General features: G+C 68.7%; 19 protein-coding genes, 2 tRNA genes and 1 pseudogene. 9 read left to right on the top strand and 13 right to left on the bottom strand.

Translation table 11 applies throughout. The annotated features are described in order from the left end of the window. The first annotated feature begins 3 nt into the window (after positions 1 to 3). The 4 genes from CLV43_RS00870 (at position 4) to pknB (ending at position 6,513) form a co-directional block, all read left to right on the top strand. Positions 4 to 1,467: an FtsW/RodA/SpoVE family cell cycle protein gene (locus CLV43_RS00870; RefSeq protein WP_106185019.1), complete on the top strand. Its 1,464-nt coding sequence runs from the start codon at positions 4 to 6 to the stop codon at positions 1,465 to 1,467. Next, positions 1,464 to 2,939: a peptidoglycan D,D-transpeptidase FtsI family protein gene (locus CLV43_RS00865; RefSeq protein ID WP_106185018.1), complete on the top strand. Its 1,476-nt coding sequence runs from the start codon at positions 1,464 to 1,466 to the stop codon at positions 2,937 to 2,939. Before CLV43_RS00870 ends, CLV43_RS00865 begins: the two co-directional genes overlap by 4 nt. Beyond that, entirely contained in the window at positions 2,939 to 4,426 is a 1,488-nt protein-coding gene (locus CLV43_RS00860; RefSeq protein WP_106185017.1) for a protein kinase domain-containing protein, read from the top strand. Before CLV43_RS00865 ends, CLV43_RS00860 begins: the two co-directional genes overlap by 1 nt. Before the next feature lie 86 nt (positions 4,427 to 4,512). Then, entirely contained in the window at positions 4,513 to 6,513 is a 2,001-nt protein-coding gene (gene pknB / locus CLV43_RS00855) for a Stk1 family PASTA domain-containing Ser/Thr kinase (protein ID WP_106185016.1), read from the top strand. Between the two features lie 154 nt (positions 6,514 to 6,667). Here the strand turns inward: pknB and CLV43_RS00850 are convergent, their stop codons facing one another. Then, positions 6,668 to 7,312 (bottom strand): aminodeoxychorismate/anthranilate synthase component II, encoded by a 645-nt coding sequence (locus CLV43_RS00850; protein WP_106185015.1) that lies wholly within the window; start codon positions 7,310 to 7,312, stop codon positions 6,668 to 6,670. Positions 7,313 to 7,378: 66 nt separating this feature from the next. Here CLV43_RS00850 and CLV43_RS00845 point away from each other — a divergent pair, with 66 nt between their 5' ends. Continuing rightward, positions 7,379 to 8,722: an FAD-dependent oxidoreductase gene (locus tag CLV43_RS00845; RefSeq protein WP_106185014.1), complete on the top strand. Its 1,344-nt coding sequence runs from the start codon at positions 7,379 to 7,381 to the stop codon at positions 8,720 to 8,722. Positions 8,723 to 8,775: 53 nt separating this feature from the next. Here the strand turns inward: CLV43_RS00845 and CLV43_RS47550 are convergent, their stop codons facing one another. Together CLV43_RS47550 and CLV43_RS00840 are read right to left on the bottom strand one after the other, a co-directional pair. Continuing rightward, complete coding sequence (locus CLV43_RS47550; protein ID WP_170155654.1) at positions 8,776 to 8,934, bottom strand: hypothetical protein; 159 nt, start codon at positions 8,932 to 8,934, stop codon at positions 8,776 to 8,778. After that, positions 8,934 to 9,812 (bottom strand): class E sortase, encoded by an 879-nt coding sequence (locus tag CLV43_RS00840; RefSeq protein WP_245886052.1) that lies wholly within the window; start codon positions 9,810 to 9,812, stop codon positions 8,934 to 8,936. Before CLV43_RS00840 ends, CLV43_RS47550 begins: the two co-directional genes overlap by 1 nt. A 381-nt stretch (positions 9,813 to 10,193) precedes the next feature. Between CLV43_RS00840 and crgA the strand changes: the two genes are divergently transcribed. Further along, positions 10,194 to 10,460 carry a cell division protein CrgA gene (crgA, locus tag CLV43_RS00835; protein ID WP_106185013.1) on the top strand — a complete coding sequence of 89 codons (267 nt, stop codon included), beginning with the start codon at positions 10,194 to 10,196 and terminating at the stop codon, positions 10,458 to 10,460. A 260-nt stretch (positions 10,461 to 10,720) separates the two neighbouring features. After that, entirely contained in the window at positions 10,721 to 11,155 is a 435-nt protein-coding gene (locus CLV43_RS00830; RefSeq protein ID WP_245886051.1) for a PH domain-containing protein, read from the top strand. An 8-nt stretch (positions 11,156 to 11,163) separates the two neighbouring features. On the opposite strand, the gene CLV43_RS00825 is transcribed toward CLV43_RS00830, so the two are convergent. Further along, a complete protein-coding gene (locus tag CLV43_RS00825; RefSeq protein ID WP_342749741.1) occupies positions 11,164 to 11,829 on the bottom strand; it encodes a rhomboid family intramembrane serine protease in 666 nt (221 codons plus the stop codon). Positions 11,830 to 12,058: 229 nt separating this feature from the next. Further along, positions 12,059 to 12,607, bottom strand: a complete 549-nt coding sequence (locus tag CLV43_RS00820; protein WP_106185891.1) for a peptidylprolyl isomerase — start codon at positions 12,605 to 12,607, stop codon at positions 12,059 to 12,061. 111 nt (positions 12,608 to 12,718) lie between these two features. Here CLV43_RS00820 and CLV43_RS00815 point away from each other — a divergent pair, with 111 nt between their 5' ends. Continuing rightward, positions 12,719 to 13,420 (top strand): hypothetical protein, encoded by a 702-nt coding sequence (locus tag CLV43_RS00815; protein WP_146174600.1) that lies wholly within the window; start codon positions 12,719 to 12,721, stop codon positions 13,418 to 13,420. 299 nt (positions 13,421 to 13,719) lie between these two features. Here the strand turns inward: CLV43_RS00815 and CLV43_RS00810 are convergent, their stop codons facing one another. Both CLV43_RS00810 and CLV43_RS00805 read right to left on the bottom strand, forming a co-directional pair. Continuing rightward, entirely contained in the window at positions 13,720 to 14,607 is an 888-nt protein-coding gene (locus tag CLV43_RS00810; RefSeq protein ID WP_106185009.1) for a helix-turn-helix domain-containing protein, read from the bottom strand. A gap of 54 nt (positions 14,608 to 14,661) precedes the next feature. After that, positions 14,662 to 15,099 (bottom strand): DUF2020 domain-containing protein, encoded by a 438-nt coding sequence (locus CLV43_RS00805; protein WP_245886050.1) that lies wholly within the window; start codon positions 15,097 to 15,099, stop codon positions 14,662 to 14,664. Between the two features lie 234 nt (positions 15,100 to 15,333). On the opposite strand from CLV43_RS00805, the gene CLV43_RS00800 reads away from it, so the two are divergent. Then, positions 15,334 to 15,750 carry a DoxX family protein gene (locus tag CLV43_RS00800; protein WP_106185007.1) on the top strand — a complete coding sequence of 139 codons (417 nt, stop codon included), beginning with the start codon at positions 15,334 to 15,336 and terminating at the stop codon, positions 15,748 to 15,750. Between the two features lie 74 nt (positions 15,751 to 15,824). On the opposite strand, the gene CLV43_RS00795 is transcribed toward CLV43_RS00800, so the two are convergent. The 6 genes and pseudogenes from CLV43_RS00795 to gyrB all read right to left on the bottom strand — a co-directional run bounded on the left by CLV43_RS00795 (position 15,825) and on the right by gyrB (position 22,057). After that, positions 15,825 to 15,897, bottom strand: a tRNA-Ala gene (locus CLV43_RS00795). Between the two features lie 39 nt (positions 15,898 to 15,936). Continuing rightward, positions 15,937 to 16,053: pseudogene (locus CLV43_RS48370) on the bottom strand (DLW-39 family protein); the annotation flags it as partial. 143 nt (positions 16,054 to 16,196) lie between these two features. Next, a tRNA-Ile gene (locus CLV43_RS00790) sits at positions 16,197 to 16,270 on the bottom strand. A 77-nt stretch (positions 16,271 to 16,347) separates the two neighbouring features. After that, positions 16,348 to 17,025 carry a DUF3566 domain-containing protein gene (locus CLV43_RS00785; protein ID WP_425445727.1) on the bottom strand — a complete coding sequence of 226 codons (678 nt, stop codon included), beginning with the start codon at positions 17,023 to 17,025 and terminating at the stop codon, positions 16,348 to 16,350. Between the two features lie 485 nt (positions 17,026 to 17,510). Next, positions 17,511 to 20,036: a DNA gyrase subunit A gene (gene gyrA, locus CLV43_RS00775; protein WP_106185006.1), complete on the bottom strand. Its 2,526-nt coding sequence runs from the start codon at positions 20,034 to 20,036 to the stop codon at positions 17,511 to 17,513. A gap of 53 nt (positions 20,037 to 20,089) precedes the next feature. Next, positions 20,090 to 22,057, bottom strand: a complete 1,968-nt coding sequence (gene gyrB / locus CLV43_RS00770) for a DNA topoisomerase (ATP-hydrolyzing) subunit B (protein ID WP_245886049.1) — start codon at positions 22,055 to 22,057, stop codon at positions 20,090 to 20,092. Between the last annotated feature and the right edge of the window lies 1 nt (position 22,058).

Below are 22,058 nucleotides of genomic sequence, written 5' to 3'. Positions count from 1 at the left end.
TCGATGGGTTCGCCGGTCCCCACCGGGGAGGCGCCGCTCGCTGCGGCCAGCAGCACGTCGCCGGGTTTGAGGCCGCCCACGAGACGGGGCACCGAACTCGTCATGCTCGGGTTCGCCTCGGCCTTGGTGACGGCCGCGCTCATCCTGGTGGAGGCCAACCAGGAGCAGGAACTGACGATGCAGATCGTCTACTACGGCTTGGCCTACATGGCCTTGTTCGCGGTGGCGCATCTCGCCGTCCGGAAGTGGGCGCCGTACGCGGACCCGGTGATCCTGCCGTGCGTCGCGCTGCTCAACGGCCTCGGGCTGGTGATGATCCACCGGATCGACCTGGCCAACGAGGGCGAGGTCTTCGCGGGTGAGCTGTACTCCGCGAAGGCCCCGAAGCAGGTGCTGTGGACGGCGGTCGCGCTGATCCTGTTCTGCCTCGTGCTCAAGTTCGTGTCCGACCACCGGACGCTGGCGAAGTACGGGTACACGGCGGGTCTGGTCGGCCTGGTCGCGCTGATCCTGCCGGGCATCCTGCCGAGCTTCATCGCGCCGGAGATCAACGGCGCGAAGATCTGGCTGACGTTCGGGGCGTTCTCGATCCAGCCGGGCGAGTTCGCGAAGATCCTGCTGATGGTGTTCTTCGCGGCGTTCCTGGTGTCGAAGCGGGACCTGTTCACCGCGGCGGGCAGGCAGTTCCTCGGCCTCGACCTGCCACGGGCCCGCGACCTCGGTCCGCTGGTCGCCGCGTGGGCGGTCGGCGTGAGCATCATGGTGCTGCAGAAGGACCTCGGCAGCTCGCTGCTGTTCTTCGGCATCGTGCTGGTGCTGCTCTACGTGGCCACCGAGCGGGCGGCCTGGGTCGTGGTCGGCCTCGTGCTGTTCTCCGGCGGCGCGGTCGTGGCGTGGAAGCTGTTCAACCACGTGCAGCAGCGCGTGTCGAACTGGCTGGACCCGCTGGCGACCTACGACCTGCCGGGCGGTGGCTTCCAGATCGCCCAGTCCCTGTTCGGGCTGGGCACCGGCGGCATCTTCGGCGCCGGTCTCGGCGCCGGCAGGCCCGACCTGATCCCCGAGGCGAACACGGACTTCATCACGTCCGCGATCGGCGAGGAGCTCGGGTTCGTCGGCCTGTCCGCGATGCTGCTGGTCTACATGGTGTTCTCGATGCGCGGCCTGCGCAGCGCGATCGCGGTGCGGGACAGCTTCGGCAAGCTGCTCGGCGGCGGTCTCAGCTTCGCGCTGTGCTTCCAGGTCTTCATCGTCGTCGGCGGTGTCACCAAGCTGATCCCGATGACCGGCATCACCGCCCCGTTCCTGTCCTACGGCGGCTCGTCGCTGCTGGCCAACTACGTCCTCGTCGCACTGCTGCTGCGCATCTCGGACGCCGCGCGCGGCCCGAAGGTCGTGCCGAAGCCGAAGCCGCAGCAGCCCGCGATCGCGGACCAGTACACAGTCATGGTGGAGCGTCCCAAATGAACACACCGCTCCGCCGCGTGGGCATCGCCATGATGGTGATGATCCTGCTGCTCATGGGCAACGCGACGTACGTGCAGGTGATCAAGGCCGACGACTACCGCAAGGACGACCACAACCGGCAGCGCGTCCTGCTCAACGAGTACTCGCGCGAGCGCGGCCAGATCATCGCGAGCGACGGCACGCCCATCGCGAACGTCAAGGCCACCGACGACTCCTACCGCTACCAGCGGGTCTACGCGAACGGCCCGGCGTACGCGCCGGTCACCGGGTACTACTCGCTGACCTACGGCAGCGGTGGCGTCGAGCGCATCGAGGACGACCTGCTCAACGGCTCGGACGACCGGCTGTTCGCGCGCAGGCTGTCCGACGTGATCACCGGTCGGGACCCGAAGGGCGCCAGCCTCCAGCTGACCGTCGACCCGAAGGTCCAGCAGACCGCGTACGACGAGATGACCACCCGCGGTTTCACCGGTTCGGTGGTTGCGCTCAACCCGCAGACCGGGGCCATCCTCGGCATGGTGAGCACGCCGTCCTACGACCCGAACCGGCTCGCCAGCCACGACGGCGACGAGCAGGAGAAGGCCTGGCAGGAGTACACCGCCGAGGGCGGCGACCAGCCCACGCTGAACCGGGCGGTCCAGGCGACCTACCCGCCCGGTTCGACCTGGAAGGTCGTCGTGGCGGCGGCGGCGCTGGAGGACGGCAAGACCAAGGACACCCAGCTGACCGCGGCGCCGACCATCACGCTGCCGAACACGAACACCCAGCTGCCGAACTTCAACGAGACGAACTGCGGCAGCGGCAGCACGGCCAGCATGGAAGAGGCGCTGGCCCGGTCGTGCAACACCGCGTTCGCCGAGCTCGCGGGTGAGCTGGGCGAGCAGAAGCTGACCAAGCAGGCGAACAAGTTCGGCATGAACGACAAGGAGCTGACCGTCCCGCAGACGGTGGCCGCGTCGACCTACGGCCCGGTGCCGGACAAGGCCGCGCTGTTCCAGAGCGGCATCGGCCAGCGGGTCGTCGACATGACTCCCCTGGAGAACGCGGTCATCGCGGGCACCATCGCCAACGGCGGGGTGCGGATGAAGCCGTACCTGGTGCAGAAGCTGATCGCGCCGGACCTGTCGGTCATCGACGAGACCAAGCCGGACGAGGCCGAGGACGCGATCAGCCCGCAGACGGCGAACACGCTGCGCGACATGATGCTGAAGTCCGAGACGAACACCGGCGGCGAGGGCAGGCTCACCGGCGTGAACATCGCGTCGAAGACCGGTACCGCCGAGCACGGCGTCGACCCGGCCGCGGTGCCGCCGCACGCCTGGTACATCGCCTTCGCGCCCGCCGAGAAGCCCACCATCGCGGTCGCGGTGATCGTCGAGAACGGTGGTGACCGCGGCCTCGGCGCGACCGGCGGCAAGGTCGCCGCCCCCGTCGGCAGGGCGGTCATCGGCGCCTACCTGGCTGGCCGCTGATGCTGATCACCGGCCAGCTCCTCGCCGAGCGGTACCGCCTCAGCAGGCGGATCGCCGTCGGCGGCATGGGCGAGGTCTGGGAGGCCGAGGACACCAGGCTCGACCGCAACGTCGCGGTCAAGGTGCTCAAGGCCGACCTCAGCGGTGACGCGGAGTTCCTCACGCGCTTCCGCATCGAGGCGCGGACGACCGCGTCGCTGAACCACCCCGGCATCGCCGCGGTGCACGACTACGGCGAGACGGCGTCCATGCCGGACGGGCCGGAGGACACGGCCTACCTGGTGATGGAGCTGGTCGAGGGCGAGCCGCTGGCGGCGATCATCGCGCGCGGCAGGCTGACCGTCGACCGCACGCTGGACGTCCTCCAGCAGGCCGGGACCGCGTTGCAGGCGGCGCACGAGCGCGGGCTGGTGCACCGCGACGTGAAGCCGGGCAACATCCTGGTCACCCCGACCGGCAAGGTGAAGATCACCGACTTCGGGATCGCGAAGGCGGCGGACGCGGCACCGGTGACCCGCAACGGCATGGTCATGGGGACCGCCCACTACATCGCCCCCGAGCAGGCGCTCGGCCACGACGCCGAGCCCGCGAGCGACGTGTACGCGCTGGCCGTGTGCGGCTACGAGTGCCTCACCGGGCACCGGCCGTTCCGGTCGGAGAACGCGGTCACGGTCGCGATGATGCACATCCGCGACATCGCGCCGCCGCTGCCGCCGGACGTGCCGACCGGTCCGCGCGCGCTGATCGAGGCGACCCTGGTCAAGGACCCGAGGCAGCGCTACCGCAACGGCGGTGAGTTCGCGGCCGCGGTCGGTGCCATCCGCGCTGGTCAGCCGCTTCCCGCGCCCTCCGGCCTCAACCTCGCCACCGGTCCGGTGATGACGCACCCCGGACTGCAGATGGCGCACCCGACGTCCCACCCGACGTCGCACCCCATCTCCCACCCCGCCTCCCAGCCGGGCTTCCCGCCGGTGCAGCAGCAGGGCATGCCGAGCGGTCAGCACCCACTGCCCATCAACAGCCCGCACACGGGTAACTTCCGTCCGTTGCCGCTCCCGCCGCGACCGCAGGGGAAAACGAAGGCCGTCCTGTGGGTTATGGTCGGGATCCTGGTGGTCGCGCTGATCGTGCTCGGGGTCTTCGTGCTGCGCGAGGCGCTGAGGAGCACGGGCACCACCGGGTCGAGCAGCAGCCCGGAGACCTCGGGTGCACGCCCCGCGCAGAACCCCGGTGACGACGCGCAGCCCAGCGCGTCCGGGCAGTTGGGACCGAACAAACCGGTGGTCCGGATCGTGAAGTCGGACTTCCTGGACCTGCCGGTGAACGAGGCGACGGAGAAGCTGGCGGGGTACGGCCTGCTCCCCGAGTCGCAGACGAACAGCGGTGAGCAGCCGCGGGAGCAGAACCGGTGCCTGGTCTCCGACGTGGCACCGTCGGGTGATGTTGCGATCGGCTCACGGGTGAGGGTGACCTGTGTGCCTACTTGACCGGAACAGGCCAGGCTGTGCAGGCACGGAACCGAACTGCTAGACACGATGGTTAGACCGTTGACGAGGAGCGGGACGACGCACTGATGAGCACTCCGCGACTGCTCTCCAATCGCTACGAACTGGGTGAGACCCTGGGCTATGGCGGTATGTCGGAGGTCCACAAGGGCCGCGACGTCCGCCTCGGCCGGGACGTGGCGATCAAGGTGCTTCGAGCCGACCTCGCCCGCGACAAGACCTTCCAGGAACGCTTCCGCCGCGAGGCCCAGAACTCCGCCGCGCTGAACCACCCCGCGATCGTCGCGGTCTACGACACCGGCGAGACGCAGACCGAGTACGGGCCGCTGCCGTACATCGTCATGGAGTACGTCGACGGCCGGACGCTGCGCGACATGGTGAAGACCCAGGGTCCGCTGTCGGGCAAGCGCGCCATGGAGGTCATGGCGGACGTGTCGGCGGCGCTGGACTTCAGCCACCGGCACGGCATCGTGCACCGCGACGTGAAGCCCGCCAACGTGATGATCACCAGGTCCGGCGCCGTGAAGGTGATGGACTTCGGCATCGCGCGCGCCGTCCACGACGGCCAGGCCGCGGTGACGCAGACCGCCGCCGTCATCGGCACGGCGCAGTACCTCTCCCCGGAGCAGGCTCGCGGCGAGGCGGTCGACGGCCGCAGCGACGTGTACGCCTCCGGCTGCGTGCTGTTCGAGCTGCTGACCGGCGAGCCGCCGTTCACCGGCGACTCCCCCGTGGCGGTCGCCTACCAGCACGTGCGGGAGGACCCGAAGTCCCCGTCGTCGCTGAACCCGAAGGTGACGCCCGCGCTGGACGCCATCGTGCTCAAGGCCATGGCCAAGGGCCCGGCGAACCGCTACCAGTCCGCCGCCGAGATGCGCGCGGACCTGGTGCGCGTGCTGTCCGGCCAGCGCCCGTCGGCCCCGGCCGTGATGACGCCCGAGGACCGCACCGCGGTGCTCAACCAGACGCCGCGCACCGAGGTCGTGTCCTCCGGTCGGCACCGCCCGTCGGCGCTGCGCGACGAGCAGAACGAGTACGACCCGCTGGCCGAGGAGGACGCCGAGCGCCGGGCGAGGCGGAAGAAGACGACCATGATCGCCCTGGTCGTCCTGCTCTGCATCGCGGTGATCGCGCTCGCCGCGTGGATCACCACCAGCCTGATCGGCGGCAACAACAGCTCGGGCTCGGACAAGGTCACCGTGCCCGGCGTGACCGGGAAGACCATCACGGCCGCGAAGGCGAGCCTCGAAGAGGTCGGCCTGAAGTACGCGCTGGAGCCGGTGCCGTGCCAGCCGGGCCAGAACGGCGCGTCCGCGCGCTGCACGGCCGACGACATCGACAAGGTGTTCGCGGTGACGCCCGCCGCGGGCACGTCCGTGCCGAAGTTCACCGAGATCACCCTGACCTACGGCACCAGCCCCGAGCAGGTCGCCGTCCCGGACGTGACCGGTCTGTCGGTGCAGGACGCGCAGGCGAAGCTGAGCGCCGACGGCTGGGGGTTCGCGCAGAGCCCGGACACCGTCGAGGTCGACGACGACGCCAAGGTCGGCAAGGTGGCCGAGCAGAACCCGCAGGCGGGCGTGAAGCAGGCCAAGGGCGCGGTGGTGACGGTGAAGGTGGGCAAGGGCCCCGACACCGTGCAGCTGGCCGACGTGACCGGGCAGCCGGTCGCCGACGCGACCGCGACCCTGGAGAAGGCCGGGTTCACCGTCACGACCAAGGAAGTGGACAGCCCCAAGGACCAGGGCGAGGTAGTCGGTCAGACCCCCGGCGCGGGCCGCATCGCGAAGGGGTCGACGGTCACGCTCTCGGTGTCCAAGGGCAACCAGATCACGATGCCCGACATCACCGGCATGACCGAGAGCCAGGCGCGCTCCAAGCTGAACGGCCTCGGCTGGAACGGCGAGCTGACCATCACGGAGAAGACCGCCGTGTCGGACATCAACAAGAACAACAAGGTGCAGACCCAGGACCCGAAGTCGGGCACGCAGCTCACCAAGAACCAGCGGGTGAACGTGACCATCGGCGAGTTCAAGATCGGCGGTTCCGGCGCACCGCCGTCGAACTAGCTTCGGACAACCGCACGGAGGGGCCCTCGCGGGATCGTCGCGAGGGCCCTTTCGCGTCACCCGGAGCGGTCGGTCCGGGTCGGGTCCGGGTTCGGACAACCGCATAGGGAGGCCCTCACCGCGTCCGCGGTGAGGGCCTCGTCCGTGCGTGGGGTCAGGCGTTGCGGGCGGCCGCGGCCAGCGTGCGCATCCCGTTCTCCAGGGTGGCGACCTTGGCCTCGGGCACCTCGTGGCCGCACACGGCGAGCCAGTTGGCCAGCATCCGGTGGCCGCCCTCGGTGAGCACGGACTCCGGGTGGAACTGGACGCCCTCGACCGGGAGCTCGCGGTGGCGGATGCCCATGACCACGCCGGTGTCGGTCGTCGCCGTCACCTCGAACTCGGCGGGGATCGTGTCCGGCAGCACCGTCAACGAGTGGTAGCGGGTGGCGATGAACGGGTTCGGCACGCCCTTGAGCACGCCTTTCCCGGTGTGGTGCACGATGCTGGTCTTGCCGTGCAGCAGTTCGGGGGCCAGGTCCACGGTGCCGCCCCAGACGGCTCCGATGGCCTGGTGCCCCAGGCAGACGCCGAGCACCGGGACGCCGTTGGCGGCGCAGTGCCGGATCACGTCCATGCTGGAACCGGCTCGGTCGGGAGTGCTCGGACCGGGGCTGACGAGGACTCCGCCGACGGTAGCGATCTCGTCGAAGTCCACCTCGTCGTTGCGCCGGACCACGCATTCCACGTCGAGCTGGGCCAGGTACTGGACCAGGTTGTAGACGAAGCTGTCGTAGTTGTCGACCACGAGCACGCGCATGTCAGCAGCGTAGCGGTGACAAACCTCTCGTTAGAAGTGAGGTTAGGCTCACCTAAACTTCGGGATATGAGCCGTTCTCCACGAGTCGCGGTCGTCGGCGCGGGCCCGGCGGGCATCTACGCCGCCGACCTCCTTGCCAAGTCCGACGCCGACGTGAGCATCGACCTGTTCGAGCGGTTGCCCGCTCCCTACGGCCTCATCCGGTACGGCGTCGCGCCCGACCACCCGCGCATCAAGGGCATCGTCACCGCGTTGCAGCGGGTGCTCGAACGACCGGACATCCGGCTGTTCGGCAACGTCGAGTACGGCGTCGACCTCAAGCTCGACGACCTCCGCGAGATGTACGACGCGGTGATCTTCTCCACCGGCGCCGAGAAGGACCGCGACCTCGACATCCCCGGCATCGACCAGCGCGGGAGCTTCGGCGCGGCCGACTTCGTGTCCTGGTACGACGGCCACCCCGACGTCCCGCGCACCTGGCCGCTGACCGCCTCCAGCGTCGCCGTCCTGGGGGTCGGCAACGTCGCCGTCGACGTCGCCCGCATCCTCGCGAAGACCGCCGACGAACTGCTCACCACCGACATCCCCGACAACGTCCACCAGGGCCTCGCGTCCAGTCCGGTGACCGACGTCCACGTGTTCGGCAGGCGCGGTCCGGCGCAGGCCAAGTTCACCCCGTTGGAGCTGCGCGAGCTAGACCACTCGCCGAACGTCGAGGTGGTCGTGCACCCCGAGGGGATCGAGTTCTGCGCGGCGAGCATGGCGCTGATCCGGTCGAACAAGCAGGTCGAAATGGTCGTGAAAACACTCCAGGAATGGGCCGTTCGGGACACCCGCGACCGTCCGCGCCGACTGCACCTCCACTTCCTGCAGGCGCCGGTCGAGGTGCTCGGCGACGGCGAGGTGACCGGGCTGCGCACCGAGACGATGGAGCTGACCGGCGACGGCGGCGTCCGCGGCACCGGCGAGTTCACCGACTGGCCCGTGCAGGCGGTCTACCGCGCGGTCGGCTACCTCGGCACCCACCTCGCCGACCTGCCGTTCGACCACGCCTCCGGCACGGTGCCGCACCAGGCGGGCCGCGTGCTGGACCTCGACGAGCAGGCGATCCCCGGCGTGTACGTGACGGGGTGGATCAAGCGCGGCCCGGTCGGCCTCATCGGCCACACCAAGGGCGACGCGCTGGAGACCGTGACGAGCCTGCTCGCCGACGCCCCGCTGCTGGCCACCGCGAGCACACCCGACCCGGACGCGGTCGTGCGGTTCCTGGAGCAGCGGAAGGTCGAGTACACGACGTTCGACGGCTGGCGGCGGCTCGACCGGCACGAGGTCGCGCTCGGCGCCGACGCGGGCCGCGACCGGGTGAAGGTCGTCGACCGGCACACGATGGTGGCCGTCTCGCGCGGCTGAGCAAGACGGCACGAGACCCCCTGGCGAACCCGCGCCAGGGGGTCTCGTGCGTCCTACGAGGGTGTCGTGACGTTGTTGAACGGGAGCAGCGGCTCGGCCCACGGGAACACCACGAACATCAGCAGCGCGATGATCGCGAGGGCCAGCACGAGCGCCTCGAGCACGCGGACCGGCGTGGGCCCCGGCAGGTGGCGCCAGATCCAGCCGTACATCACTGCTCCTTCAGCTCGGGCGGCACGAAGCCGTTCGCCTTGGGGTAGCTCATGGTCAGCACGGCGTGCACGATCAGCCGCTGCTTGTCCGAGAACCGGGGGTGGCAGGTCGTCAGGGTCATCAGCGCCGCCTGCTGGGCGACGGGCACCTCACCGGCGAAGTGCGGCACGGGGCTGATCACCTCGCCCTGCGCCGGGGTGACGATCTCCTGGCCGACGGTCTTCGCGTACGGGCTGGCGCCGGTGTTGGCCAGGTCCTTGAGCGGGGCGACCTTGGCGCACTTCGGGTTCTTCGCCTTGCCCTCGGCCCACCCGGCCTCCTCGCCCGTGGTGGGCAGCATCCGGTAGACGACCCAGGTGGTCTGCGTCTCCACCACGATGGCGTCGCACGAGCTGAGCAGGTCGAGGTCGTTGAACGGGGCGCCCTTGCCGACCCGGTGGCCCGCCACGGAGAAGTTGCCGGGGTTGCCGGGCAGCGCGGTGCCGATGTAGTGGCCGGGACCGACCTCGAGGTTCTTGTCGGTCGTGCCCTCGACGATCGAGAAGTGGTAGTCCGGGCCGAAGACCGGGATGTACATCTTCGCGAACGCCTGGCCGTCGATCAGGTCGTACTGCACCTGGCGCTGCGGGTCGACCGGTTCGACGGTGTTGGAGTTCCACTTGTCGTCCAGCGCCGTGGTCGCCTCGTCCTGCTTCTCCGCCGAGAGGATGTCGGTGACGTACACCTCGTAGACGACGAACAGCAGGATCACCAGACCGGCCGTGATCATCAGCTCGCCGAAGCCGCGCACGGCCTTGCGGAGCGGACCGTCGACCGGGACGGGCGTCGGCCGCTGCACGCGGACCGTCTCCGGCTCGTCGTCGACGCGGTCGACCACCCTGGGGATGACCTCAGTGGCACCCTCCGCGGGCAGCGGCCGGGGCGGTGGCCGCCGGGGCGCGGGGGCGGCCGGGACCCGGCCGATGATCTGCGTAGCTTCAGCCGAGGACGGGCGTTGACCAGGGCCGGGCCTACCGCGAAATGGCTCCGGAGAGGCCGGGTAAGGCCTGGGGCGGGGCGCGTGTGGCGGCTGGCCCGGACGGCCGCTGTGCGGCGGTGGCGGGTCGTAGCTCACCGAGAAACCTCCCGAGCCGGGTGTGAATGCGAACGAGCGGATCCGCACAGCACTTCGCGGACCTGCTCGGTTACGTTAACGTGTTCCCCCAGCAGTGGACGTAAACTCGCGCCACTGGAAGGCAATACACCAGGCGAGGACAGCATGCCGAAGTCCAAGGTCCGAAAGAAGGCCGTTTACACCGCGCCTGCCGATCGCCGCACGCCGGTGAAGGTCAAGGCAGCCGGGCCTTCGCACCCCCTCTACATCGCCGTCATGCTGGGCGTGATGCTGCTCGGCCTGGCTTGGCTGGTGGTCAACTACATCGCCGGTGAGAAGATCCCGGTGATGATGGACCTGGGGTCCTGGAACTTCGGCATCGGTTTCGCGCTGATGATCGTCGGGCTGCTCATGACCATGAAGTGGCGCTGACCACACCTCACTCCGCGTTCCCGCCAGCCCGGACCTGACCCGTCCGGGCTGGCGCGTGTCCGCCTGTCGTTCACCCGGCGTCACCGCGTTTCGGTGGCGGTCGTCGAGTGGCGGCGCCCGTCCACACCCAAAAGTAATCCCCAGTGGGGACAACTCCTGTGGACAACTTTGCGCCATTTTGCACAAGCGCCGGTAGCGGGCTCCAGTTGTCCACAGGTTCCCCACGCCAGCTGGACCACCCGTACGGGACACTCGACGGCGTGACACCACTTCCGTCGGCCGAGCCGACCACCAGGAGCTGGGCCCCGCTACCCGGCGTCGTCGCGCTGGCCTGGGGATTGGCCGCTCTCGCACTGCTCGCGGCGCTGTGGAGCGACGAGAACACCGCCCGGCTGCTGATGGGCGTGGCGGTCGTCGTGGGGGTCGCGCTCGGCGCCTACGGAACGATCGTGCGGCCGCGGCTGAGCGTGGACGACACGGGTCTGCACGTGCGGACGCTCCGGGGTGTGCACAACTTCCCGTGGCACGAGGTCAAGATCCGGCCCGTGCGGACGCGCAGGTTGGGGAGGGACTCGCACACGCTGGAACTCGACTGGGAGCGCGGCGAGGACGAGCACCTGGTGGTGCTGACGTGGCTGGACCTCGGCGTCGACCCGAGGGACGTCGCCGAGGTCCTGCACGCGTTGAGGCCCTGAGGCCCTGGTCAGCCGCCCAGCTGCGCGGTGCGCACGACCACCAGGCCGATGAGGACGACGACCGTGGCGACGACCATCGCCGCCTGCCACACGTCGCGGCGCTCCTGCGGGGCGTAGACCATGCCCGCGGCGACCGCCGCGCCGACCACCAGGCCGCCGAGGTGCCCGAGCAGCGAGATCCCCGGCAGCGTGAAGCTGATGACCACGTTCAGGCCGATGACGGCCAGCGCCGAACTGGGGTTGAGCTTCAGCCGCAGCACGGCGACGAGCATGGCGCCCATCAGGCCGTACACCGCGCCGGACGCACCCGCGACCGGCGTGAGGACGTTGCCGAACAGGTAGATGGCGACGCCACCGCCGAACAGGGACACCAGGTAGAGCGCGAGGAACCGCACCCGGCCGAAAGCCGGTTCGAGGTCCCGGCCGAGCACGTAGAGCGCGAGCATGTTCAGCGCCAGGTGCGCCGGGCCGATGTGCAGGAAGCCCGAGGTGAGCAACCTCCACCAGTCACCCAGGTACACCGCGGCCGGTACCAGCTTGAAGTCCGTGAAGACCTCGGAGTTCTGGTTGTTCGCCACACTGCTCGCCTGGACGGCCGTGAGGACGAAGACCAGCACGTTCAGCACGATGAGGATCGGTGTCACCAGCGGGCGGCCGCCGATCTCGGCACCCACGAAGGTGCGAGGTCGACGGACCGTCCCCCGCGCCTCGCGGACGCAGTCGACGCACTGGTAACCGACCGACGCGTCGCGGAGGCACTCCGGACACGCGGGCCGTTCGCACCGGACGCAGCGCAACCTGGTCTGCCGATCGGGGTGTCTCGCGCAGACCGGGACTTCCGGCTGCGCACCGATCGGCCCACCAGGTGGCGGCGGCACTGGGGAGTTCGTCACCGGAGTGGGATCAGGCCCGCTCGATGGCGACCTTTTCGATCACCACGTCGGTGGCGGGGCGGTCGCCCGCGACGGTCGGCGTGGCGCCGATCTTGTCCACCACGGCCTGCGACTCGGCGTCGGCCACCTCGCCGAAGATGGTGTGCTTGAAGTTGAGCCACGTGGTCGGGCCCACGGTGATGAAGAACTGCGAGCCGTTGGTGTTCGGCCCGGCGTTCGCCATCGCCAGCAGGTACGGCTTCGTGAACTGCAGCTCCGGGTGGAACTCGTCCGCGAACTTGTAGCCGGGACCGCCGCGGCCGGTGCCGGTGGGGTCACCGCCCTGCAGCATGAAGCCGGAGATCACGCGGTGGAAGATCGAGCCGTCGTAGAAGGGCCCGGACTTGGTGCCACTCGCGTTGGCGTCGGTGTACTGCTTCGTGCCTTCGGCCAAACCGACGAAGTTGGCCACCGTCTTGGGGGCGTGGTCGGGGAAGAGGTTGATCCGGATGTCGCCCTGCGAGGTGTGCAGAGTCGCGGTCACCTTGGTCCCGACGAAGGATTCGTTGCTGTCAGCCACCACACCATCGTGCCATCCCGGGCGCGAATGTTCAGGAACGGGCAGGATGGGTATGCCTAGTGCATGACTGACCGACAGCTTCTGGAGCGCGATATGGACGAGGTGCAGGCCATGACCCGAGCCGGTGAGTCGGTCGGCAAGGCCGTCGGAACCGGTTTGCGTGCGGCGCGTCGCGGCGCGGTCCGCGCAGGCCACGCGGGTGCGGACGCGGCGGTGCAGCTCGCGGGCAAGGCGGAGACCAAGCTCGCCGAGCGCGGCGTCACCGCCGACCAGCTCCGCGGTGTGTTCGCCGAGACCGCCGACACGCTCGCGGGCAAGGTCGAGGAAGTCGAGAAGTCGACGCGGCGCACCCGGAAGAAGCTGGCCAAGCAGCGCAAGCAGCTGGCCAAGCGCAGCGGCAAGGCCCGCGCCGACCTGATGGTCAAGGCCGACGGCGTCCGCAAGGAGGTCGCGAAGGCCGCCGACCGCGCCCGCAAGGACGCGAAGGTCCGGGCGAAGGACGTGCGCAAGGCCGCCAAGCAGGCCCGCAAGGACTTCGCCCGCGAGACCCCGAAGACCAGGCGCCGCTGGCCCTGGGTCCTCGGCGTGCTGACCGCGGCCGCGGTCGCCGGGTACGTGGCGCTCACCCGTCGCCCGGAGGAGGTCCAACTGCACGAGGAGCCGGTCCCGGTTCCCGAGCCGGTGACGAAGACGGACACGACGCCCGGCACGGCCACCGGGACGACGCCCACGCCGAAGCCGACGGATTTCGCGAGTCGGTCGGCGGATGCCGAGCACGCGCGGAACGGGCAGGTGGCTGACCGGAAGGTGTGACGCCTTTCGGTGAGCGCTTCTCCTGGGGCGTGTATCGAAGTCTCGTTCGATGGGAGTCGCGCCTGAGGTGGTTCCTGGCGGTGCGGCCTGGTGGTCCGCATACCGCTGTTGTATGCGGACCACCAGGCCGTGCCCCCAGGGGCCGCCTCAGGCCCGGCTACCGCGAACACGGACTTCGATACACGCCCTAGTTGTGCTTGCAGCTGTGTGACAGCTCGTCGACAGCCCCGATACCGGTTCGCCGGGATCGGGGCTGAGACGTGTCCGGGGGTGTTGTCGCAGCTGCCCCGTTGCTGCTATCAAGCGGCCTGGGCTTGCAGGGCTGTGGTGAACCAGGTCAGGGCGGGGATGGTGCTGTGGGGTTCCGGCCAGTTGTTGATGGTGGCCAGGAGTTCTTGGTAGCGCTCGCGGCGGGGGTCGCAGGCGGTTCGCAGGCGGTCGGCGAGGCGGTGCTGGAGGTCGTCGGGGTGGCCGGTGGCCTTCGCGTAGTGGGCGATGACGGTCGAGACGACCTCTGCCGCTTCCGCGGAGGTCGGGTCCAGTCCGGTCGCGAGGGCGTGGGCGGTTTCGTCGCGGATGGTGGCGACCAGGTCTCGTTGCAGGGGCTTGGCGTCCTCGGAGTGGTTGGTCGCCAACTTGCGCAAGGTGCTGCGGAAGTCCAGGTCCTGGGTGAGGTCGGCGAGTTCTAGCCACGCCTCCAGCTGGGCGGTGGTCGGGTCGGCGGGGAGCTCCGGGGTCAGGGAGCGGTGGATGCCGGGGTCGACGTCGGGGAGGGTGGTGGCGAGGAAGTCGGCGACGAGGTGGTGGCGTTCGGTTTCGGACAGGGTCGCCAGCTTGTGCACGAGGCTGAGCTCCGTGGGTGTGAGGTGGTGCTTGGCGGTGAGGCGGAGCACCGCCTGGTGGCGGCGGAGTGAGCGGATTCGTGCCTCTAGCGCATCGGCGTGGGTCGTGGCGAGGTCGGCGAGTGCGACTTGGCGGTGCAAAATTTCCCGGATGGTCGGGAGGTCGACGCCGAGGTCCCGCAGCGTTCGCACTAGCCCCAATCGGACGATGGCGTCCTCGGGGAAGAGGCGGTGGCCGTTGGGGTCGCGGCTGGTCGGTGGGACGAGGCCGCGGTCGGCGTAGAAGCGGACGGCCTTGACCGTGAGACCGGTTCGACGGGCCAGTTCACCGATGGCTAGGAGCACGCCGCCACTCTTGCGCCTCCCCCGGTGGGAGGCGCAAGTCCTGCGCCGCGTCGGTCAGAGGCCGAGTTTCTGCACGACGGACTCGGTGATGCGGCGGGCCTTGATCGTCTGCTCCTGGTTGCTGGTCACGATGACCGCGTTCGCGCCCTTGGCCACGGCGTACACCGCTCCGTCGGGGGACACGAGCGAGCCGCCGTTCCAGCCCTCGGGCGACGTGGCGGGACTGGACTGGGCGATGGGGGCGGCCCGGTCGACGATCGCCTTCGCGGTCTTCGGGTCACCGGTGTAGACCCAGACGCTGAGCTGGACGTCGGTCGCGTTCGCGTAGAAGAAGCAGGCCGGGTTCGGCTTGTCCGCGGACAGGCGGACCTTGCGGACGAGCTGCCCGTTGGCCTGGGCGACGTCCGGGGACGAAAGATAGGGGCATTCACCATCCGTAGTCGGCTGGGGTACCCCTGGAATCTCGGATGGAGTAGTCGTCGTCGTAACCACAACACTGTTTTTGCTGACGGTAGTCGGCGACCCAGCCACTTGCTCCGTGCTGCAACCAGCCAATACGCCGAACAGCAGCAGGGTCGGTACTGCGGATGTCAACAGGCGGTTCAAGTTAGCTGAATCCAATCAGTTTGCTGTCGACGATCGACAGGTTGGCGACCTAGTCACGCAATGTCAGCAGCGTTAGCTTGATCCATACCCTGCCGGTCGCCCTGCTAGTGAGGACAAGACATGAGCTTTATCGACCGAGGTCGAGACCACGCACTGGCTCTGTTCAGGATCGTCGTGGGCCTGTTGTTCACGTGCCACGGACTCCAGCACGTGTTCGGCTTGTTCACCACGAAGCCCGCCGTTCCGATCACCACCTGGCCCAGCGGGCCCGCTGGTGTGATCGAGCTCGTCGGCGGGTCCTTGATCCTGCTGGGTCTGTGGACCAGGGTCGCCGCGCTGATCACTTCGGGTTCCATGGCGTACGCGTACTTCACCGTGCACCAGCCGAAGGGTCTGCTCCCCATCGAGAACTCGGGTGAGCTCGCCGCGGTGTACTCGTGGGTGTTCCTGCTGCTGGTCTTCACCGGTTCCGGTGCTTGGGCGCTGGACAAGGTGTTGGCTTCCCGGCGGTCCACGCCGGAGCTCCAGACCGCTTGATCTGCACGACCGCAAGCGCAAACAAGCCCCTCCTCGCAGCGTGGCGAGTAGGGGCTTGTTCGTGAGTACTTCGGTGGAGACGAGGGGAATCGAACCCCTAACCCCCGCCTTGCAAAGGCGGTGCTCTGCCAATTGAGCTACGTCCCCTTTCGGGGGCCGGCAGTTCGCCCGCCCTCGCAGGGTTCAGTCCGTGGGGGCGGTGGCCTCGCGCCAGAGGTCGGCGTCGGCCTTGGCGGCCTTGCTGCGCTTCACGAACAGCAGCACGGCACCTGCGACCGCAACCAGAGCGATGATCTTCTTCATGTTCGAAAGCTCCCCTTCGAAGGTTCCGGCTGCCCGCCGGGAGGTCCGGGAAACAGATTTCCCAGATGGAGTGGGGCGATCCCCAATGTTATAACGATCGGAGGTGGCTGGCGCGGAACCAGCCGCTCTCACGTGATCGATCGTGGGCCTAGGAGGACTCGAACCTCCGACCCCTTCGTTATCAGCGAAGTGCTCTAACCGTCTGAGCTATAGGCCCTTGGTGCAACGACAGGAAGATTACCGCACTGCCTGTCGCTGCCCCAAATCGGGGGTGCCTAGATCAACTCACGCTGATCATTCGCGCTCGGAGAGCGTGACCTCCAGGCCACCCGCGAGGTCCGCGGACACGTTGTAGACGAACGCGCTGACCGTGGCCAACGCCGTGAACAACACGATGTTCACCGCGCCGACGATCGCCGCGACGCCGAACACTCGCCCCGCGCTGATGAGCGGGTCGCCTGCCTGGTCGCTGCCGGACAGCAGGTCCTGGGCGGTGTTGTTGATCTTGTCCCACACGCCCATGCCGTTCAGCACGCCGTACAGCACGCCGATGGCCACCAGCCACACGAAGAACAGCGCCACGCTCAGCACGAGCGCGAGCTTCAGCACCGACCACGGGTCGACGCGCTTGACCTGCAAGCTCGCCCGACGCGGTCCGCGGCCGGGTCGCCTGGCGCTGGGCGCCGCGGCGGTCTGGCGCGCGCTCGACGAACCGAGGTTCACCGAGGTGCGGTTGCCCGCCGACTGCGGTGCCGCCGTCCCCGTGACGACCGGGCGCGCGACCGCGATCGTGTCCGGGTCCTGCGCCGGGTAGGCGGGCTGGGGCTCGGCGGGGGCCGACTCGACCGGTGCGACGTCGTCGCTCGTCGGGTAGCCAACCGTTTGCGCCTCGGCGTACTGCTGGTCGCTGGTGACCCGCTGCCAGGGCGGCGGCGCGGCCGCGACCAGGTCCAACCCCTCCGGCGGGGTCACCACGGTGGGTGCCTCCGCCTTCGGTTCGGGCTTGGCCTCCGGCTTCGCCGGTGCCTGGGCCTTCGCCGGTGCTTGAGCTGGAGCCTTTGCAGGAGCTGGAGCCTTCGCGGGAGCCGGAGCCTGCGCCGGGGTCGCCGCCTTCGCCTCGGGCTGCGCCGGGGCCTTGGCCTCCGGCTTGGCCGGGGTGGCGGCGGGCTTCGACGCGGCCTGCTTCGGGGCCTCCGGCTGCTTGGCAGCGGGCTGCCCCGCCGCCGGTGTCGAGGTCAGGTTCGGCTTCGCGAGGGAGACGGTCGCTCCATCGGGTACCGGCGGTTCGACGGCCTTGTCCGCACCGCCCGGCTTGGTCGCCTTGTCGGCGTCCTTGGCCTTGGTTCCCTGATCACCACCCTGGAGCACGGGTTTGGTGATCACCGCCGTCTTGTCCGCGTCCCGACCGTCCGGGTTCTCGGATGAAGTCACGAGCTGTCCTCAACCTCTCGTCCGCGTTAGTTGGCGGGTTCGGCCGCGTCCCCGTCAACGGGAACGTCATCAATGGGGACGTCGGAAGGCTCATCGGCGTTGCCTGCGACGGCGATCAGGGTGGTGCCTTCGCCGAGGTTCATCAGCCGCACCCCCTTGGTCTGCCGTCCCGCCTTGCGAACCTCCTTGGCGCTGGTCCTGATGACCCCGCCGGTGGAAGTGATCGCGTACAGCTCGTCGTCGACGTCGACGATGAGAGCCCCGACAAGCCTCCCACGCCTGCGGTCGTGCTGGATGGTCAGCACACCCTTTCCACCACGACCCTGGACCGGGTAGTCCTCGAGGGGCGTTCGCTTCGAGTACCCACCGTCGGTGGCCACCAAAACGAACTTGCCCTCTTCGACCACGCCCATCGACAGCAGCTCGTCGCCGCCGTTGAAGCGCATGCCGAGGACACCCGAGGTCGCGCGGCCCATCGGGCGCAGCGCCTCGTCGGTCGCGTGGAAGCGGATGGACTGGCCGTCGGTGGAGACCAGGAGCAGGTCGTCCTCCGCCGAGCACAGCACAGCGCCGACGAGCTCGTCGTCGTCGCGGAGGTTGATGCCGATGAGACCACCCGATCGGTTGGAGTCGAAGTCCGACAACTTGGACTTCTTGACCAGACCGGTCTTGGTGGCGAGCACGAGGTAAGGGGCCACCTCGTAGTTCTTGATCTGGATGACCTGGGCGATCTCCTCCTCCGGCTGGAACGCCAGGAGGTTCGCCACGTGCTGGCCGCGCGCGTTGCGGTTGGCCTCGGGCAGCTCGTACGCCTTCGCCCGGTACACCCGGCCCTTGTTCGTGAAGAACAGGATCCAGTCGTGCGTCGAGCACACGAAGAAGTGCGCCACGATGTCGTCCTGCTTGAGCTGCGCGCCCTGGACGCCCTTGCCGCCGCGCTTCTGCGCCCGGTACAGGTCGGTCTTGGTGCGCTTCGCGTAGCCGGTGCGGGTGATCGTGACGACCACGTCCTCGACCGCGATCAGGTCTTCCATCGACACGTCGCCGTCGAACGGGATGATCTGGGTGCGCCGGTCGTCGCCGTACTTGTCGACGATCGCCGTCAGCTCGTCGCGCACGATCACGCGCTGGCGCTCCGGCTTGGCGAGGATGTCCTGGAGGTCGGCGATCTCCAGCTCGATCTCGGCCAGCTGGTCGATGATCTTCTGGCGCTCCAGGGCCGCCAGGCGGCGGAGCTGCATCTCCAGGATCGCGTTCGCCTGGATCTCGTCCACCGCGAGCAGCTCGACCAGGCCGGTGCGCGCGATGTCCGGGGTCTGCGACCGGCGGATCAGGGCGATGACCTCGTCGAGCATGTCCAGCGCCTTGACCAGGCCGCGCAGGATGTGGGCGCGCTCCTCGGCCTTGCGCAGGCGGAACCTGGTCCGCCGGACGATGACCTCGATCTGGTGCTTCACGTAGTGCCGGATCATCTGGTCGATCCGCAGCGTGCGCGGCACCTGGTCGACCAGCGCCAGCATGTTCACGCCGAACGAGTACTGCAGCTGGGTGTGCTTGTAGAGGTTGTTCAGCACGACCTTCGCCACGGCGTCGCGCTTGATCGTGATCACGATGCGCATGCCGCGGCGGCTGTTGGACTCGTCCGCGATGTTCGCGATGCCGGTCAGCTTCTGGTCGCGCACGAGCGCCGCGATGTTCTCGACCAGGTTGTCCGGGTTCACCTGGTACGGCAGCTCGGTGACGACCAGGATCGTGCGGCCCTTGGCGTCCTCGTCGACCTCGATGACGGCGCGCATCTTCACCGAGCCGCGGCCCGTGCGGTAGGCGTCCTCGATGCCCGCGGTGCCGAGGATCAGACCGTGGGTCGGGAAGTCCGGCCCCTTGATCCGCTCGATCATCGCCTCGAGGGTCTCCTCGTCGGAGGCCTCCCAGTTGTCCAGCGCCCACACCACGCCCGACGCGACCTCGCGCAGGTTGTGCGGCGGGATGTTGGTCGCCATGCCGACCGCGATGCCCGAGCTGCCGTTGATCAGCAGGTTCGGGATGCGCGCGGGCAGGACCGTCGGCTCCTGGATGCGGCCGTCGTAGTTGGCCCGGAAGTCGACGGTCTCTTCCTCGATGTCGGCCAGCATGTGCATGGCCAACGGGGTGAGCCTGCACTCCGTGTACCGCATGGCGGCCGCGGGGTCGTTGCCCTGCGAGCCGAAGTTGCCCTGGCCGTCGATCAGCGGGTACCGCATCGCCCACGGTTGGGCCAGCCGCACGAGCGCGTCGTAGATCGACGAGTCGCCGTGCGGGTGGTAGTTGCCCATCACGTCGCCGACGACGCGGGCGCACTTGTTGTAGCCGCGGTCCGGCCGGAAGCCGGAGTCGAACATCGAGTAGAGCACCCGGATGTGGACGGGCTTGAGCCCGTCGCGGACGTCCGGCAGCGCTCGACCGACGATGACGCTCATCGCGTAGTCGATGTAGGAGCGCTGCATCTCCTGCTGGATGTCGACCATCTCGGTGCGGTCGTGGTCGGGCCCCGGAGGCAGAGTCGTCTCGGTCAAGGTTCTTCTTTCCTCTTCGCCAGGCGAGCAGGTCTACAGGTGGACGGGCGGCGTCACACGTCCAGGAACCGGACGTCCTTCGCGTTGCGGGTGATGAAGGAGCGACGCGCTTCCACGTCCTCGCCCATCAGCACGCTGAACAGCTCGTCCGCCGTCGCGGCGTCGTCCAGGGTCACCTGCATGAGCAGGCGGTGAGCCGGGTCCATCGTGGTCTCCCACAGCTCGGAGGCGTTCATCTCGCCGAGACCCTTGTACCGCTGGATGTTGTCGTCCTTGCCGAGCTTCTTGCCCGCCTTCAGGCCCTCTTCGATCAGGCCGTCGCGCTCGCGGTCGGAGTAGGCGAACTCGGGCTCGATGCGCTGCCACTTGATCTTGTACAGCGGCGGCTGCGCGAAGTACACGTGGCCGTGCTCGATCAGCGGCCGCATGAAGCGGAACAGCAGGGTGAGCAGCAGCGTCCGGATGTGCTGGCCGTCCACGTCGGCGTCCGCCATCAGGACGACCTTGTGGTAGCGCAGCTTGGTGATGTCGAACTCGTCGTGGATGCCGGTGCCGAGCGCGGTGATGAGGCTCTGCACCTCGTTGTTCTTGAGGACCCGGTCGATGCGGGCCTTCTCCACGTTGATGATCTTGCCGCGGATCGGCAGGATCGCCTGGAACATGGAGTCCCGGCCCTCCTTGGCCGAGCCACCCGCGGAGTCGCCCTCCACGATGTAGAGCTCGCACTCCTCCGGGTTGGTGGAGCGGCAGTCCTTCAGCTTGCCGGGCAGGCCGCCGATGTCCAGCGCGCCCTTGCGGCGGACCAGCTCGCGGGCCTTGCGGGCCGCCATCCGGGCCTGCGCCGACGAGACCGCCTTCGTCACGATCGTGCGCGCCTCGTTGGGGTGCCGCTCGAACCAGTCGGCCAGGTGCTCGTTGGTCGACTTCTGGACGAACGACTTCGCCTCGCTGTTGCCCAGCTTGGTCTTCGTCTGCCCCTCGAACTGGGGCTCCTTCAGCTTCACCGAGATGATCGCGGCGAGACCCTCGCGGATGTCGTCACCGGTGAGGTTGGTGTCCTTCTCTTTGAGCAGCTTCTTGTCGCGCGCGTACTCGTTGACCACTCGGGTCAAGGCGGCGCGGAAGCCCTCCTCGTGCGTGCCACCTTCGTGGGTGTTGATCGTGTTGGCGAACGTGTACACCGACGCCGTGTAGCCGGTGTTCCACTGCATCGCGACCTCGACGTCGATGCCGTCGCCCTTGGCCTCGAACGCGATGACCTTCTTGTGGACCTCTTCGCGCGTGTGGTTGATGTGCTTGACGAAGTCCTCGAGCCCGTTCGGGTAGTGGAACGTGCGCTCCTTGACGCGCGCCACGTGCCCCTCGGCGTCGGCTTCGGCGTCCACCTCCACGACCCGCTCGTCGCGCAGGACGATGGTGAGGCCCTTGTTGAGGAAGGCCATCTCCTGGAGGCGTCGCGAGATCGTCTCCAGGTTGTAGGTCGTGGTCTCGAAGATCGTCGGGTCGGCCCAGAAGGTGATGACCGTCCCGGTGTCCGCCACCGCCGCGCCCTTGGTCAACGGGTGCGCGGGCTTGGTGCCCTCGTAGCGCTGGTTCCACGTGAAACCTTGGCGCTTCACCTCGACGTCGACGGCGGTGGAGAGCGCGTTCACGACCGAGATGCCGACGCCGTGCAGACCGCCGGAGACCGCGTAGGAGTCGCTGTCGAACTTGCCGCCCGCGTGCAGCTTGGTCATGACGACCTCGAGGGTCGGCACCTTCTCCACCGGGTGCATGTCGACCGGGATGCCGCGGCCGTCGTCGATGACCCGGACACCGCCGTTGGCCAGCAGCGTCACGTCCACGTAGCTGGCGTACCCCGCCATGGCCTCGTCGACCGAGTTGTCGACGACCTCCTGGATGAGGTGGTGCAGGCCCCGCTCGCCGGTGGAACCGATGTACATACCGGGCCGCTTGCGGACCGCCTCCAGGCCCTCGAGGACGCTGATTGAGGACGCGCCGTACTCATTCTTGTCTGCCACG

Origin of the sequence: Umezawaea tangerina (assembly GCF_003002815.1) — a bacterium.
Lineage (GTDB): Bacteria > Actinomycetota > Actinomycetes > Mycobacteriales > Pseudonocardiaceae > Umezawaea > Umezawaea tangerina.
This window is presented reverse-complemented; position numbering and strand designations above follow the sequence as displayed.